We start from the raw sequence: 14,424 nt of genomic DNA, 5'->3' as shown, positions 1-14,424 counted from the left end.
CTCCGAAAGGGCGCACCCTGATGCTCGGCATGGTTGTCTGGGACGTCCGCTCTCGCGCTTCGACGCCAGAGCGGTAACGGCCACCTGCCTCAACGCACACGCCGGTCCGGTGGACTGGCGTGGGTTCAGCCTGCTCCTCGTCGAAGTGCTCTTCGTGCCCCTGCACGTTCGACCACGAGGAGTACGTGGTGTCCACCATCCGCTGGACCGAAGGCCACACCCACCACACCGCCCACTGGCACTCCGAGAACGCCGCTTCTCCACCACGGCGCACCGTCGTCGCCGATGACCGGATGAAGGCCAACGACGCCTGCCGACACGCGTGCGAAGGAACCGCCCTCCTCTGGCAAGGCGACTTCCACAACGCCCGGCAACTCCTGCACGCGATGGGCCGCCGCATCGACCGCAGGCTACCCAGGTACAGCACGTCTCCGAGCGAGAACTTCCGCCTGCGCCGGCGCGGCAGCAGTCACCGCGCTCGTGTCCTCGGAAAGCTCCTGGTGCTGTTGGACGACGACTACACCTTGACGTTGCGCCGGGCCCCCGACGTCCGCGAGGCGTGTCTGCAAACCTACGGCCCCTCAAAGGAACCCATGGCGGTCTCTCTGAGGGAACTGCTGGGAGTGATCGGCGCTCACCAGTGGCGCCTGAAGGGAATCGACGTGCCGGCCCTCAGGGCTCGAATCCACCCGCACTACGGCGTGTTCACACCCGTCAGAGGCGAGTACGTCGACCTGGTGGCCCACACGTCACTGCCACCGGCGACACGGCACAGGCCGGCCACCAGTACGGCGTTCGACCTCGGCACGGGAACCGGCGTCCTGGCCGCGGTCCTGGCCCGCCGAGGGATCAGCCGCGTCGTGGCCACCGACATCAGCCCACGCGCCCTGGCCTGCGCCGGGGAGAACGTTCACCGGCTCGGGCTGACCGACCGTATCGAGGTGTCGGGCCCCGTCCTGTTCCCCGAAGGCCGCGCCGACCTCGTCGTATGCAACCCGCCCTGGCTCCCCGCCTGTCCGACCGGCCCCATCGAACAAGGCGTCTACGACCCGGACAGCGCCATGCTCCACAGCTTCCTCGCCGGACTGTCCGCCCACCTCCGACCAGGCGGGGAGGGCTGGCTGATCCTGTCCGACCTGCCAGAGCACCTCGGCCTCCGGACACGTCAGCAGTTGCTCCATGCCATCCAGGCAGCACACCTCCGGGTTGCCGACAAGATCGATACCAAGCCCCAGCACCCACGCTCCAAGGATGCCACCGACCCACTCCACACAGCACGAAGCGCCGAGACCACGTCTCTCTGGCGTCTGATCACCACACCGTGACCGACGCCCGGTTGACCCCCGGTGACCGACGCCCGGGCAGGACCGTTCCAAACCAGCGGCGACTTCGCCGCACTCACGCCGTGGGCGACCGGCCCACACTGACCCGCGACCGGTCGGCAGCCGCCCGCAGCGCCGCTCCGCCGATCATTGCGGACCGCGGGCATCATGGAGGCCATGACCCACACCGCCCGCCGCATGTTCGAGCTCCTGGAGCCCATCTGCCTGGTCACCTTCTTCGCCGACGAGTCCAATGAGGAGCTGGCCGCGCTCGGTCACCGCACCTACTGGGACGGCTACTTCGCCAGCCGCGCCGCGCCGCTGGGGCGGGTGCCGGCGCAGGTAGTACACGCGGCCTTCTACAGCTTCGCCGAGGGGGAGGCCGCGCGGCACATCCCGAGCGCCTGGGAGACGATCCCGCCCGAGGCGTCGCTCGACGCACGGGAGCGCGGCAGCGCGGCCTCCCTACGGCGGATCCTCGGCGACGAGCCGGCCCACTCCCCGGGCCTGGTGCGCGCCGCGGACCTGACCACCAAAGCCGCGACGCACGCGCCCACGGAAGGTCGGGTGATGTACGCCGGGATGCGCACCCTTGCGGTGCCGAGCGACCCGGTCGCCCGGCTGTGGCATTCCGCGACCATGCTGCGCGAGCACCGCGCTGACGGGCACGTCGCCGCTCTCGTCGGCGCGCGCATCGGGGGCACGGAGGCCCACGTGCTCGACGCGCTGGCGCGGGGAATCCACCCGCCGGAGTCGTTCGGACGCATTCATCACCTGCCGAAGGAGCGGCTCGCCGCGGTCATGAACGGCTTGCGCGAGCGCGGGCTCGTCGGCACCGACGGCCGGTTCACGGAGGCGGGCCGCGAGCTCAAGCAACGCATCGAAGCCCTCACCGACGAGCTCGCCGCCCCGCCGTACGACGCCCTGTCTCCCGCCGAGCTCGACGAGTTGGCCGCCGCACTCGAACCCATCACCGCGACGCTGGTGGCCGCGGGGTCGAAGTGACGACGAGCGGCGCCCGACGGGACGAGAGCCTCCCGCCCGCGGCCGTGCGTGAGGGTGTTGACCCTCACGTGGCGTCAGGCTGCATAGTCGGCGCCGTGGAGGATTACTGGACCGTGGGACGCGTGGCGGAGCTGGCCGGCGTGAGCGTCCGCACGCTGCACCACTACGACGAGATCAGCCTCGTTCGGCCGTCGGCGCGGACCGCGGCCGGGTACCGGGCCTATTCGGTGAGCGACGTGGAACGGCTGCGGGAGGTGCTGGCCTACAGGCGGTTGGGCTTCGGGCTGCGGGAGGTGGCGGCACTGGTCGGCGACCCGTCCACCGACGCGGTCGCGCACCTGCGCCGACTGCGCGGCCTGCTGCTGGAGCGGCGTGATCGCGCCGACGCCATGGTGGCGGCCATTGACAGAGAACTTCAGGTACGGGCGAAGGGACTGACGGTGACACCGGAGGAACAACTGGATGTGCTCGGTGCACGGCTGTACGACGCGATCGGCGGCGCCTACCCCGCGACACGGCGTACTGACCCGCGGATCGCCGCGCGGATCTGGGACGCGCTCGGCGACGCGCAGACGGTGCTGAACGTCGGGGCCGGCACCGGCTCCTACGAGCCTGCCGATCGCGACGTGACCGCGGTGGAGCCGTCGGCGGTCATGCGGAAGCAGCGGCCTGCCGGCTCGGCGCCTTGCGTGGCCGCGGCCGCGGAGAGCCTGCCGTTCGAGGACCGGTCCTTCGACGTCGCGATGGCGGTCTCCACCGTTCACCACTGGGGGAACCCGACAGCGGGGCTGCGCGAGATGAAACGAGTCGCCCACCGCGTGGTCGTGCTCACGTTCGACACCGACGAGCACGGTTGGCAGGACCGGTTCTGGCTCACCCGCGACTACCTGACCGAGTTCGCCGCCGTGCTCGCGGAGTTCCCCTCGCTTGCCGGGATGACTGACGCGATCGGTGCCCGTGCTGAGCCGGTGCCCGTCCCGTGGGACTGCGCCGACGGCCTGTTCGAGGCGTACTGGCGCCGACCCACGGCGTATCTGGAGGATCAAGTGCGCCGTGCGATGTCGGTGTGGACGCGCGTCGGACCGGAGAGCGAGCAGCGGGCGGTCCGAAACCTCAGAGACGACCTCGACTCCGGACGGTGGGCCGAGCGCAACAGCGACCTCGCCGACCTCGAAGCGGCAGATCTCGGCCTCCGCCTGCTCATAGCCTGACCCGCCTGACAGCCTCAGTGTCGTGACGGCTCCTGGAAGGCCCCCTGCTCCGGCCGGGCGTTGAGGTCAACGCGTCGACACCGGACGTCCCCGAGCGCCCGCCCGCTCCGTGCCACTCACGCCCGGGACGCGAGGAACCGCCAGTCCTGCCAGGTGTCGAGGCGCTTCCGATAGGCCGCCTCGACAACCGGATAGGGATAGGTACCGAGGAAGAGCCGCAGGGGTGGTGCGTCGGTGTCGACGAGTTCGAGTACGACGGCAGCGGTGGCCCGTGGATCCTCGGGGGCGCGGGCGGACGCGCCGGCCCGTCGCGCGGCGCGAACGGGCTCGTAGGCGGGCAGTGGCTCGGTGTGCGCCGCGGAAGAGCCCGACCAGTCGGTGCCGTAGGGGCCGGGCTCGACGAGGGTGACGTGGATGCCGAGCGGCGCGACCTCCTGGGCGAGGGCCTCGCTCATGCCCTCCAGGGCCCACTTGGAGGCGTTGTACAGCCCGAGCGTGGGGAAGGCGGCGAGGCCACCGAGGCTGGAAACCTGGAGGATGTGGCCGCTGCCCTGGGCGCGCAGGTACGGCAGGGCCGCCTGCGTCACCCACAGGGGTCCGAACAGGTTGGTGTCGAGTTGGGCGCGAGCCTGCTCCTCGGTGGTTTCCTCGACCATGCCGAACAGGCCGTAGCCCGCGTTGTTGACGATCACGTCGAGGCGGCCGAAGGCCTCGGCGGCTTGCTGTACCGCGGCGGTCACGGCGGTGCGGTCGGTCACGTCGAGGCGGAGTGGGAGGACGTCGTCCCCGTGGGCATCGAGGAGGGGCCGCAGGGTCTCGGGGTCGCGGGCCGCGGCGGCTACGCGGTCGCCGCGCTCGAGAGCGGCTTCGGCCCAGATGCGGCCGAGGCCGCGGGACGCGCCGGTGATGAACCAGGTCTTCATGTCGTCGAGCCTGCGCCGTCCCCGCCTCGGCAGCCAGCACCCCGCGGGGGTTACCCTGCAGGCATGGCGGCCGACAACCTTCTGGGGGACTTCCTCAAGGCCCGGCGCGGACGCGTCACTGCGGCGGACGTGGGAATACCGGCCATCGGGCGGCGCCGGGTGGCGGGGTTGCGCCGGGAGGAACTGGCCCGGCTCGCGGGAATCAGCGAGCCATATCTGGTGCGGCTCGAACAGGGCGTCGATCGGCACCCTTCACCGCAGGTGCTGCGGTCCCTCGCGCGGGCGCTGAAGCTGGACGCCGACGCCTTGGCACACCTGCTCGCCCTCGCCGGCCCCGACCTCGTACCGTCGTCGCGGACCGAGGTCGCCGCAGACGTGCTCCGGCTGCTCGACGCGTGGGCGGACCGCCCGGCCTACGTCCGGGACCGGTGCCTGGACGTGCTGGCGGCGAACAAGCGGGCCCGCGCGCTCGCCTCGATGTACGAGCCCGGGCACAACCTGGCCCGGGCGGTATTCCTGGACCCGGCGTCGCGTCGGCTCTTTCCCGACTGGGAGGAGGTGGCGGCGCAGACCGCAGCAGCCCTGCGCGCAGAAGCGGACCCGCGCGACCCCAGGACTGCCGGCCTGGTCGCCGAGCTGAAGACGGACGAGGAGTTCCACCGTCTGTGGGCGCGACACGAGGCGCGGCCCGCCCGCGACGAACTCAAGCGCTTCGCGCATCCGGTCGTCGGCGGCCTCGCCCTGCGCCGGCAGGCGCTCACCGTCGGCGGCGCGGAGCAGCAGGTGATCATCGTCTACCAGGCGACGGCCGGAAGCCCGTCCGAGGCGGCCCTGGCCCGACTGCTGTGAGCATCCGGCCACGGCGTCAGTTGCACACCCTGCACCCCGGTCCAGATTCCTCACGGATCAGGACGTCGGGGTCCAACTGCTGCTCCGGGTCCGCGGGAACGGACGGGCCAGCCGTCGATCGGGCTGGAGCGGTGGGAGGGGCTGGAGTGCCCGGTGCACCTCGACCTCCTTGTGCTGCCGACGTACAAGGAGATCTGGGCCGATCCGCCGTACTGTGAGGGCCCGAAGGAGACCGCCGAGTTCCTGGACCGCTTCGCTCAGGAGGTCTTCCCTCCCCGCGCCTGCGACGTACCGATGAGCTACGTCTGCGGCTACGCCGCGTGGGACTACCGCCAGGTCGGTCACTGGCAGCCGGCCGATGGTGAGCACGTCTCCCGCGTCCCGCCTACTACGCAGAGACGTACGAGACACAATGGCCGTGGCGGACTGTGCCGGGGTTACGCGCAGTGCCTCACGGCCCACGCCGGACGAAGGCGTTCACGCCCCTGCGCCCCAAACTGCCCGCTGCCCGAGCCTCACTGCCACTGATCATCTTCACGATCCACGTCGGGGATCGGCCCGAGGATCGCCCACCCCGGCTTCAACGACCGGGTGCTCCGGAAGCCGTGGTCCTTCGCGTACGCCGCCACGTCCGTGCCGTCGGACGCGTGCATGATCGTGTAACGCGGCGGATCGTCCCCGTAGAAGCGGAAGAACGTGCGCCCGTCGTCCTTCGACTGGTGCACGATCACGTCGACGCCACGCAGAGCCTAGTACGTCGCCTGGTCCCGCGGAGTCGTCGGCTCGCAGGCTTCGGACCGTCCGGCGTCGCGTACGCAGATCAGCGCCAGGCTCCAGGCGATTCGTTCGGCCTGCGGGTGGGCGGCCACCAGCTCCCGCATCCGGGCGTCGGCCTGGTCGAGGCCGTCTGCCGTTGATCGAAGCCCGTCTCCAGCTTGTCGAACCGCCGATCGTCGAACCCGCTGCCGTAGTGCGCCTCAAGTGCACCGAGGACGACGACTCGCCAGGCCAGGATGAGCGCCGCCACGACGATCAGCGTGACGAGCACGATCCGGCCCGGCGAGCGCCGCCTCAGGCGCCGCTCCAGTTCCAGGGCGTCAGAACGAACCACTGATGGGTACTTCGACGTCCGCCACCGCGATCGCCGGGGGGTACTTCCCGTCGAACCGGTCAAAGTGCTGGAGTGTAAACCAGTCGATGAAACCGTAGTTGGTGATCTCGTCGTCGGGGTCGAGCCCGAAACGGTCGTACGAGTGGAAGACCAGGGTTCCGGAGAACGTGTTCCCGGTGACCTTGTAGTCCTTCAGCCGGATCGTGTGCCCGTGGAACTGATGGATGGCGATGGAAAGGGCACGCTGGTTGGCGTCGGTGACGGAGAAGTCGTACACCGGGTACTGCAGGCCGCTGTTCTTGAACCGCTGGTACAGCAGGTTCTTGTTGAGGTCGTCCTGGACCTGGAACTGTGCCGTTCCGCCCCGGTTGTCCGTGATGGACTGGAGGATGATCCCCTTGGCCTTCTCGATGTAGCTCTGCTCCTGCGGTGATGCCGCGACCGCCCGGGACAGGGCGCTGCCGGAGCCGACCTGGAGATACTTGGCGGGGTCGTAGTCGTCGTCCACGGTGACGGTGCCCGCGCTCTGCCCGTTGTGGCCGTAGCGGAAGGCGTTCCGCAGGTCGTCCACCGCTTGCTGGTTGTCGGCGTCCGCGCCTGCCTTGCCGATGTTCATGATGTCGTTGAACTCGCCCCACATCAGGAACTCGGGCGTGAACGAGGCGACCCAGAAATCCCAGCTCAGATCAGTTCCATGTCGTCAGGGAGGCCGTCGCCGTCGGTGTCCTGCGTCGGCCGCGCCCCGCCCATCGCGAAGGGCGCCCACGCAGGCGTGTGTGCCGCCGTCTTTCCGTCCTGCGCGCGGTACCAGAGAGTCGAGGTCCTGCCCGGCTCGATCAGCTTGTCCGCCGGGTCGTTCTGGATCGTCGTGCGCATGCCCTGCCGGGCGTCCAGCTTCGCCGACTCGGTCGCCGTGATCCTGTCCGGCGACTCGAACGACAGCGACCAGCCGTCGATGTCGTCCTTGGAGACGTTCTTGATCTGTAGCTGCGCGATGTAGGAGCCCTCCGGCACCTTGTCGCGGAATGTCCGGGGCACCTCGCTCCACTGCGGATCGTCCGCCGCGAGCTGCTGGTAGGACACGTCGACCGTGTCGTCCCGGTAGATCGTCTTCCCGGTAGCGGAGCTGTCGTCGTCGGTGCCTGCGACGGCAGGCGTCGCGGCTCCGACGAGGAGTAATAAGGCACTGAGCGGCAGTATGACGCGTCTGTTCATGGCGCCTCCCACGATGCAGACTTGCACAGCGTCGCGAAGCAGCCCCCGATTCACGGCTCTTCGCCGGTCGGAGAGGACGTAACAGACGTGGGTGAGGGTTCCTTGACCTTTCAGAGGGGAGGTTGAGGACGCCTGAGGTCCCATGCCGTGGGCCGTCGGGTCCACCTCGGCGGTCGCCCGAGCTTCTTCCCCTTGAGTAACAGCGGCTCCAGACAGGTCAACTGTTGGCCCGTCAACCCTCCTGTTGCCAGGCGGCCGGGGTCCGGGGGCGGTGGCCCCCCCCGGGCGGGTCTGCGTACGCGAGCTGTTCGGGCCAAGGGTGCGCGAGCGCCGATCGGTGGGACCGGGCCTGCGGTCGACCCGGCCCTGCGTGGCGAGATGGACCACGTGACGGCTGGTCACCGAGACGTCCACACCCGGCAGTTCGGCGAGCCTGCCGATGCGCATGGCGTCGTGGCGGCCGAGGAGGGCGAGCACCGTGGCGGAACCGTCGGAGCAGCCCGGAAGGGCCCGGACCGGCTCACGGCGTAGGAATCGACAACACTGAACTGGCTGGCGCACCAGCTCCTCGAACAGGACGTTCGGACGGTTCCGCCCGTCGGCGGGTCAGCGCAGGATGCGACGGGAGTCGTGGGACGTGCCTGGTGCGGTCGCCGAGCCGGTGCGTTTCCGGAGGAGTCCTTCGACGCCCCTCAAGAAGGTGTTGGACACCAGTTCGGGGTCGAAGAGGCAGCCGGCTGCCATGGCGCCGTCCCTGAGCATGACGAGGTGCCGTGCGGGCGGGCCGGCGGGCGCATCGCTGGTTTGCGCCAGCAGGTCCGTGATGGTGTTCAGGAACCACTGACGGTGGGCCAGGATGAACTGGTGGATGGGGTGGGCGGGATCGGGGTATTCGGCGGCTGCGTTGAGGAAGGCGCAGCCGCGGAAACCGGGGGACTGGATGCCAGCGGCGATGGACTGGGCGACGGCCTGGACTTGGTCGACGGCTGACTTGCTGCTCGCCCGGGCGGCGGCGGTCTGTGCTCGGATTCCTTGGTCGGCTTGGTTGAGGTAGGCGAGGACGAGGTCTTCCTTGCCGGTGAAGTGCCGGTACAGCGTGGCCCGGGTCACCTTCGCCTCCGCGGTGATGCGGTCGATGCCGACGGAGTGGATTCCTTCCGCGTAGAAGATCCTGGTGGCTGTGTTGAGCAGCCGCGCTCGCGCCTCGGAGGTGCCTCCGCCTTCTGGGCTTGGCTTCATCCTGTCAGGTTATCAAAGCAAGAGGTAGAACGTTCGGTTCTGCCGACACTGCTGGGTCATCTTGCGCGAGAACGTCGTCGGACGATACGGAGGATGCGGCGCTTCGGCCCGGCCGAGCGCTGGGGCCACCGTACGACCGCCCTGCCGATGGGCGTGTGCGTGCTGACCGCGCCCTTCCCTTTCATCCCCGCGCTCGCTCAATTGGTCGGCCGTCGCGCCCTCGTGGTCGCCGCACGGGTGGGCCCCGGCCCGACGCCGGGACTACGCGATCGCACGTGTCCCTTGGCGGCGACGGTGCCTGTCGTCGGGTGATCCGCCGGTGACGCGACACCGCACTCAGGTGTCCGCCGGATTGGCAGAGAAGCGCGTAGAGAAACGAGTTGCGTGAACTTCGAGGAGTCTTTCGACACCTGTCAGGAAGGTTTCGCACACCAGCGCTGGATCGAAGAGGCAGCCGGCGGCCATCGCGCCATCGCGCATCATCACGTAGTGGTGGGCGGCGGGTTCGGCGGACTGCTCCTGAATCTTGGCCAGAAGTCCGATGACGGTGTCCAGGAACCACTGGCGGTGCGCGAGGACGGCCATGTGCACCGGATGATCCGCGTCGGGGTACTCGGCGACGGCGTTGAGAAAGGCGCAGCCCCGGAAGCCGGGCGACTGGATGCTCTCGGCGATGGACGTGCTGAGCGCCCGGACGGTGTCGGCGGCCGGGAGCTTCGCGGCGACGGCCGCGTCGACCTGGCCGCGCATGGCACGGTCGGCCTCCGCGAGGTAGGCGACGACGAGCGTCTCCTTGCTGGGGAAATGACGGTAGAAGGTCGCCCGTGTCACCTGCGCCTCCGCGACGATGCGGTCGACGCCGACGGAGTGGATCCCTTCCGCGTAGAACACCTGGCCGGCCGTCTTGAGTAGCCGGGACCGCGCTTCGGACGGCCGACTCTCGGATTCACTGCGCACCATACGGTCATCCTAGCGGGTAGAACGTTCGGTCTTGACAAGCCATCCCACCCTTGCCAGGGTTAGTGAACAGAACGTTCAGTCTTGCCGGGGCGGAGTCAGCGACTCCTCGTCCTCGGCGAGCCCAGGGCGCTGTCGGGCCGGACCTGATCGGGACGGCCGACCAGAACAACGCCCTGAACTTCTCCCTCGTTCGTATCCACCGAAAGGATCAACGTGACCAGCGTCGCTGCTCCGTCCTCCACCACCGGGACCGCCTCTGCCCTGCGGAGGCTGTACTTCGTCCGGTTCGCGTTCGCCATCGTCTGGGCGCTGGTGATGTTCACCATGGCCGAGGAGATCACCCCGGTCGCGGCCGTGCTGCTTGTGGTGTACCCGCTGTTCGACCTGGGCGCGGCCGTCGTCGACGCGAACGCCTCGCGCGAGGCCCGATCGCCGGTGCTGCTCTACATCAACATGGCGGTCAGCCTCGTCGCGGCCGTCAGCGTGGGCATCGCCGCCACGTCCGGCATTCCCGCGGTGCTGCGGGTGTGGGGAGCCTGGGCCATCGTGTCCGGGCTCGTCCAGCTCGTCGTGGCTGTTCCCCGCCGCAAGATGGGTGGCCAGTGGCCGATGATCCTGAGCGGCGGCATTTCGGTGCTGGCCGGGGCGTCGTTCGTCGCGTCCGCCGGCGCGGAGAATCCCACGCTCGCCGGTGCGGTCGGTTACGCGGTCCCGGGTGGCATCTTCTTCCTCATCTCGGCCCTACGCCTGGGCCGCGCTGCCAAGGAAGTCTGACACGAGCAACCACACCTACGACGTCATCGTCACCGACGCGGGTCCGGTCGGGGAGAACGTCCCGACCGGGTGGTACGGGGAGGGCTGAGTGCAGTGCTCCGCCGCCGTGACTCCTTCGCCTCGAACTGGAAGGACGACGGGCAGGTGTCCTGGCTGAACTCGGCCGGGATCACCCTGTACCGGGGGCAGGGGCGGATCGGCTCCGACCTGGTTGTCGAAGTCACCGACGATTCCGGCACCGCGCGCACGATCGCCGCTCGGCTTGCTGTCATCGGCGGCGGTGTCGTGGCGTCGGAGACGGCGACGGTGTTCGTCGCTCTGGGATCGTCCGTGACGACGCTGGCCCGCGACGGGGCCCTGCCGCTCGCGGAGCCGCTCGCCTGGAAGCGGGGCGGGGACGGTGAGCAGTTCGCGCACCGGACCGTCACGGTAGCCGAGGTAGCGGTCCCACGCGCGCAGGTGCTCTTCGTCCGGGGCCGGGGAGACGTAGGGGCTGGCGAGCAGTTCGGAGTAGTAGAGCCCGACCTTGAGGCCCTCCTCGCGCACTGACGTCGCTCAACTGTATGCCCCATTGACGCATGTACTGCTCGTGCGGCATCACGTTTTCGACCAATCACGGCGGAGTGCGAACCATGCGCAAGGCGGGCCCATGCCCTCCCTCCGGTGGCCCGCCCCATCCCGGCAACCAAGCCGTTGTCAGTCCGGGGGAGTGGGGTCCTTGATCACAGTCGGCACCCTCCATTGGAGACTCTGGTGACGTGCCATCAACAACAGGAACGGGCACGAGCTTTGAAGCGACGTACGTGGAGCTCTCGGTGGACCCGGCCCGGTCGCCGAACGTGGAGATCAGGTTTCATCGGGGTGGATCCAGTGGGGGAACGTGGCCGCTCGGAGCGTGCGCGCACGGCCGAGACGGTCCGGGACTCGGTGTTCGCCTACGGCACGACGCTGCGCCCCGCCCACCCCTCCTCCACCGACTGGCAGACGGCGTACAGCCGCGGTGGTGATCAGCTCTGGAGGAGGTGGAGGGCGCTGTTGGTTTGGCTGTTGGCGTGTCCGGCTCTTGGGGTTGCTGTCATGTCGTCTCGGACGGGAGGGAGCGCCTTTCGGTGTCCGTCCGGCCGTTGGAGTCGTTGCGGTGGGCTGCGAGCGATGGGTACGACGAGGGAGACGAGGGGGCGGACAGTCTCCTGACGGACGAGCGCGCCAAGTGGCTGGCCTGGGACGACGCCCGCACAGCCCGGCTTGACCCTCGCCTGTCCCGCCGCGGTCGCTTCGTACTTTCTGATGTCGGTGAACGATGCCCACGGCTGCGGCTCCCACGACTGGGGGCTCCACGGGTCCCACGACGGACACACCTGGAGGCCGTTGGACACGCGGGCCGACGCGATTTTCGCCGGGTGCTGGGAGGCGAGGCGGCTCACTCTCCGCGGCCGTGCCCGGGGGTATCGCCTCTACCGTCTCGATATCACCCCGTAACACCGGTGCGGGAGAGTCCCGGCTCGGCGGTGCCGCTTCGCAGGGGCACCCGGCCAACTGCGCGAGCACCGGGCGCGTCTGCGGCACGCGGCGGTGCATAGAGGACGTTGTCTGACCTGTACTGCGGCGACAGTGGCATGCGGTGTGCCCGACGCGTTTCGGGCGCACCGCAGCAGGACGAGAACCCCATACCACGTCGATGCCAGGAGATCTATCATGAAGATGCGCACCCTCGGCCGGACCGGCATGCATGTCAGCCCTTACTGTCTCGGCACGATGATGTTCGGTCCCGCGGGCAACTCGGACGTCGACGACTGCCGGCGGATCGTGCACCGTGCTCTGGACGGCGGCATCAACTTCATCGACACCGCGGACGTCTACGGAGGTGGTGAGACGGAGACGGAGACGATCGTAGGTCACGCCGTGAGGGGGCGCCGGGACGACGTCGTGCTCGCCACGAAGTTCACCGGTCCGATGGGGCAGGACCCGAATCGCCGCGGCGCCTCCCGCCGGTGGATCATGACCGCTGTCGAGGATTCGCTGCGCCGGTTGGGTGTAGAGCACATCGACCTCTACCAGATCCATCACTTCGACCCCGAGACGGATCTCGACGAGACGCTGTCGGCGCTCACCGACCTGGTCGGCAGCGGCAAGGTCCGGGCCATCGGGTCGTCGAACTTCCCGCCGTCCTCGATCGTCGAAGCACAGTGGGTCTCGCAGCGCCGAGGCCTCGCACGGCTGCGCAGCGAGCAGCCGACGTACTCGATCCTGGCGCGCGGCGTGGAGAGGGAGGTGCTGCCGGTGTGTGGCGAGTACGGCATGGGAGTGCTGACCTGGAGCCCGCTGTCCTGGGGTCTTCTCACGGGGCGGTACCGCAGGGACCAACATCATGACGTGACCCCCGGACGCCTGGCGTGGGGCCCGCGCCACATGACCGATCCGCGCAAGTTCGACGTGATCGAGGAACTGGTGCCGTTGGCTCAGTCGGCGGGTCTGTCGATGACGCACATGGCGATGGCCTTCGCCGTCGCGCACCCCCGGGTGACGTCCGCGATCATCGGCCCGAGAACAGTGGAGCAGTTGGACGACCTGCTGGACGGCGCTGACACGCACCTCGGCGACGATGTCCTCGACCGCATCGACGAGATCGTGCCCCCGGGCGCCGACATCGGTGTGATGGACGTCGGACACCAGTCGCAGGCACTGCTCGACGCCGCCCTCAGGCGCCGCCCGGCGCACGATCGCAGCGCAGCCTGGTGAGGAGGGAGTGAGTCTCCCGGTGCCATGACGATCACCGGCGACGGCACCCGTGATCCGCTGATCCGCCGCGGAGGTCAGTTGCGCAGCAGGTCGGTCGACACCGTCCACAGGCGCTCGGCGGTGCCGGGGTCGAGCGCCCATTCCTTGACACCGTGAGGGTGACTCGCGAGGTCGGTGTCGTTCGGCACGGTGTAGGCCTCTTGTGAGTCGTCGAGGTAGCGGCCTCCATGGCGGGCGAACTGTGGGGCTACGGCCGCGACGAGGATGGTGGCGGCCCCCTGTCCCACAGTCTTGTACGTGAAGACTCCTGCGGCCTCGGCCGCGTGGAGCGACGCCTTCTGCTGTGCGGTGAAGTTCCGCTGCAGTCCCGTCGCGACACCCCCGGGGTTCACCGCATTGGCGACGATGCTGTCGTGGGCCCAGCGGCGGGTCGCCTCGACGGCGAAGAGGGAGTTCGCCGTCTTCGACTGGGCGTAGGCGATCTGGGGGTCGTAGCCGCGACGCTCGAAGTGGAGGTCGTCGAAGTCGATGCCGGAACGCATGTGCGCCGTCGAACTGACCGGGACGATCCGTGCTCCGTGGCGATCGCAGGCTCCCCGGGCCAGAGCGTCGTGAAGGCCGGTGGCCAAGGCGAAGTGACCGAGATGGTTCGTCGCGAATTGAAGTTCCCAGCCCTCACGCGTCCGTTCGAGGCCGCCTGTGACCACTCCCGCGTTGTTGACCAGAAGGTGCAGCGGCTCGGTCCACGCGTCGACGAACCGGGCGACGGAACTCAGGTCGGCGAGGTCGAGCCGGACGACCCGGGGGCGGGTCCGTCCGGTCGACTTCGCGATCGTCTCGGCGGTGGCGGCACCGGCGGCTGTGTTGCGGACCGCGAGCGTCACTTCCGCCCCGGCAGCGGTCAGCACACGAGCCGTCTCGGTCCCGAGCCCCGAGGAGGCTCCTGTCACGATCGCCCGGACGCCGGCGAGGTCGAGGCCGCGCACCACGTCGTCCGCGGTGCTGGACGCGGTGAAGGGCGTGGAGATGCGTTCGTGAGTGTTCATGCTGCGACTATACGTACTGGACGATAATTG

At 69.2% G+C, this 14,424-nt stretch carries 15 protein-coding genes and 1 pseudogene; 7 read left to right on the top strand and 9 right to left on the bottom strand.

Annotated elements, in window-relative coordinates:
* Nucleotides 1-188 precede the first annotated feature (188 nt).
* The 3 genes from KUM40_RS22440 to KUM40_RS22430 all read left to right on the top strand — a co-directional run bounded on the left by KUM40_RS22440 (nt 189) and on the right by KUM40_RS22430 (nt 3,538).
* Complete coding sequence (locus KUM40_RS22440) at nt 189-1,325, top strand: class I SAM-dependent methyltransferase (RefSeq protein WP_217167812.1); 1,137 nt, start codon at nt 189-191, stop codon at nt 1,323-1,325.
* 174 nt (nt 1,326-1,499) lie between these two features.
* Nucleotides 1,500-2,327 carry a MarR family transcriptional regulator gene (locus KUM40_RS22435; RefSeq protein WP_217167811.1) on the top strand — a complete coding sequence of 276 codons (828 nt, stop codon included), beginning with the start codon at nt 1,500-1,502 and terminating at the stop codon, nt 2,325-2,327.
* Nucleotides 2,328-2,440: 113 nt separating this feature from the next.
* Complete coding sequence (locus tag KUM40_RS22430; RefSeq protein WP_217168557.1) at nt 2,441-3,538, top strand: MerR family transcriptional regulator; 1,098 nt, start codon at nt 2,441-2,443, stop codon at nt 3,536-3,538.
* A 116-nt stretch (nt 3,539-3,654) separates the two neighbouring features.
* Here the strand turns inward: KUM40_RS22430 and KUM40_RS22425 are convergent, their stop codons facing one another.
* Complete coding sequence (locus tag KUM40_RS22425) at nt 3,655-4,461, bottom strand: SDR family NAD(P)-dependent oxidoreductase (protein WP_217167810.1); 807 nt, start codon at nt 4,459-4,461, stop codon at nt 3,655-3,657.
* 63 nt (nt 4,462-4,524) lie between these two features.
* Here KUM40_RS22425 and KUM40_RS22420 point away from each other — a divergent pair, with 63 nt between their 5' ends.
* A complete protein-coding gene (locus tag KUM40_RS22420) occupies nt 4,525-5,310 on the top strand; it encodes a helix-turn-helix domain-containing protein (RefSeq protein ID WP_217167809.1) in 786 nt (261 codons plus the stop codon).
* A gap of 515 nt (nt 5,311-5,825) precedes the next feature.
* On the opposite strand, the gene KUM40_RS22415 is transcribed toward KUM40_RS22420, so the two are convergent.
* The 7 genes and pseudogenes from KUM40_RS22415 to KUM40_RS22385 form a co-directional block, all read right to left on the bottom strand.
* Entirely contained in the window at nt 5,826-6,041 is a 216-nt protein-coding gene (locus KUM40_RS22415) for a hypothetical protein (RefSeq protein WP_217167808.1), read from the bottom strand.
* Between the two features lie 89 nt (nt 6,042-6,130).
* The gene (locus KUM40_RS22410; RefSeq protein ID WP_217167807.1) at nt 6,131-6,421 is read right to left on the bottom strand and encodes a hypothetical protein; all 291 of its coding nucleotides are present in this window, start codon (nt 6,419-6,421) and stop codon (nt 6,131-6,133) included.
* On the bottom strand, nt 6,408-7,037 hold the full coding sequence (locus KUM40_RS22405) for a DUF3289 family protein (RefSeq protein WP_217167806.1): 630 nt from the start codon (nt 7,035-7,037) through the stop codon (nt 6,408-6,410). The genes KUM40_RS22410 and KUM40_RS22405 overlap by 14 nt, the downstream gene beginning before the upstream one ends.
* A gap of 65 nt (nt 7,038-7,102) precedes the next feature.
* Nucleotides 7,103-7,636, bottom strand: a complete 534-nt coding sequence (locus tag KUM40_RS22400) for a hypothetical protein (RefSeq protein ID WP_217168608.1) — start codon at nt 7,634-7,636, stop codon at nt 7,103-7,105.
* A gap of 336 nt (nt 7,637-7,972) precedes the next feature.
* Nucleotides 7,973-8,113 (bottom strand): annotated as a pseudogene (locus KUM40_RS42480) (MarR family transcriptional regulator); the annotation flags it as partial.
* A gap of 129 nt (nt 8,114-8,242) precedes the next feature.
* Nucleotides 8,243-8,875: a TetR/AcrR family transcriptional regulator gene (locus tag KUM40_RS22390; RefSeq protein WP_217167805.1), complete on the bottom strand. Its 633-nt coding sequence runs from the start codon at nt 8,873-8,875 to the stop codon at nt 8,243-8,245.
* 336 nt (nt 8,876-9,211) lie between these two features.
* A complete protein-coding gene (locus KUM40_RS22385; protein WP_217167804.1) occupies nt 9,212-9,835 on the bottom strand; it encodes a TetR/AcrR family transcriptional regulator in 624 nt (207 codons plus the stop codon).
* Nucleotides 9,836-10,048: 213 nt separating this feature from the next.
* On the opposite strand from KUM40_RS22385, the gene KUM40_RS22380 reads away from it, so the two are divergent.
* The 3 genes from KUM40_RS22380 to KUM40_RS22370 all read left to right on the top strand — a co-directional run bounded on the left by KUM40_RS22380 (nt 10,049) and on the right by KUM40_RS22370 (nt 13,348).
* Nucleotides 10,049-10,609 carry a DUF308 domain-containing protein gene (locus KUM40_RS22380; protein WP_217167803.1) on the top strand — a complete coding sequence of 187 codons (561 nt, stop codon included), beginning with the start codon at nt 10,049-10,051 and terminating at the stop codon, nt 10,607-10,609.
* Nucleotides 10,610-10,702: 93 nt separating this feature from the next.
* A complete protein-coding gene (locus tag KUM40_RS42475; RefSeq protein WP_308401209.1) occupies nt 10,703-11,158 on the top strand; it encodes an NAD-binding protein in 456 nt (151 codons plus the stop codon).
* 1,146 nt (nt 11,159-12,304) lie between these two features.
* Nucleotides 12,305-13,348, top strand: a complete 1,044-nt coding sequence (locus KUM40_RS22370) for an aldo/keto reductase (protein WP_217167801.1) — start codon at nt 12,305-12,307, stop codon at nt 13,346-13,348.
* 74 nt (nt 13,349-13,422) lie between these two features.
* On the opposite strand, the gene KUM40_RS22365 is transcribed toward KUM40_RS22370, so the two are convergent.
* Nucleotides 13,423-14,394 carry an SDR family NAD(P)-dependent oxidoreductase gene (locus tag KUM40_RS22365; RefSeq protein ID WP_217167800.1) on the bottom strand — a complete coding sequence of 324 codons (972 nt, stop codon included), beginning with the start codon at nt 14,392-14,394 and terminating at the stop codon, nt 13,423-13,425.
* Between the last annotated feature and the right edge of the window lie 30 nt (nt 14,395-14,424).

The organism is Streptomyces sp. AC512_CC834 (assembly GCF_019049325.1).
Taxonomy (GTDB): domain Bacteria; phylum Actinomycetota; class Actinomycetes; order Streptomycetales; family Streptomycetaceae; genus Streptomyces.
The sequence above is the reverse complement of the archived record's forward strand: the minus strand, read 5'-3'. Positions and strand labels throughout refer to the sequence as shown.

Bases quoted from the DNA above. Each gene is read 5' to 3' on its own strand.
- KUM40_RS22435 (WP_217167811.1), top strand. From the start codon at position 1,500: ATGACCCACACCGCCCGCCGCATGTTCGAGCTCCTGGAGCCCATCTGC.
- KUM40_RS22425 (WP_217167810.1), bottom strand. From the start codon at position 4,461: ATGAAGACCTGGTTCATCACCGGCGCGTCCCGCGGCCTCGGCCGCATC.
- KUM40_RS22420 (WP_217167809.1), top strand. From the start codon at position 4,525: ATGGCGGCCGACAACCTTCTGGGGGACTTCCTCAAGGCCCGGCGCGGA.
- KUM40_RS22405 (WP_217167806.1), bottom strand. From the start codon at position 7,037: ATGAACATCGGCAAGGCAGGCGCGGACGCCGACAACCAGCAAGCGGTG.
- KUM40_RS22400 (WP_217168608.1), bottom strand. From the start codon at position 7,636: ATGAACAGACGCGTCATACTGCCGCTCAGTGCCTTATTACTCCTCGTC.
- KUM40_RS22390 (WP_217167805.1), bottom strand. From the start codon at position 8,875: ATGAAGCCAAGCCCAGAAGGCGGAGGCACCTCCGAGGCGCGAGCGCGG.
- KUM40_RS22385 (WP_217167804.1), bottom strand. From the start codon at position 9,835: ATGGTGCGCAGTGAATCCGAGAGTCGGCCGTCCGAAGCGCGGTCCCGG.
- KUM40_RS22370 (WP_217167801.1), top strand. From the start codon at position 12,305: ATGAAGATGCGCACCCTCGGCCGGACCGGCATGCATGTCAGCCCTTAC.
- KUM40_RS22365 (WP_217167800.1), bottom strand. From the start codon at position 14,394: ATGAACACTCACGAACGCATCTCCACGCCCTTCACCGCGTCCAGCACC.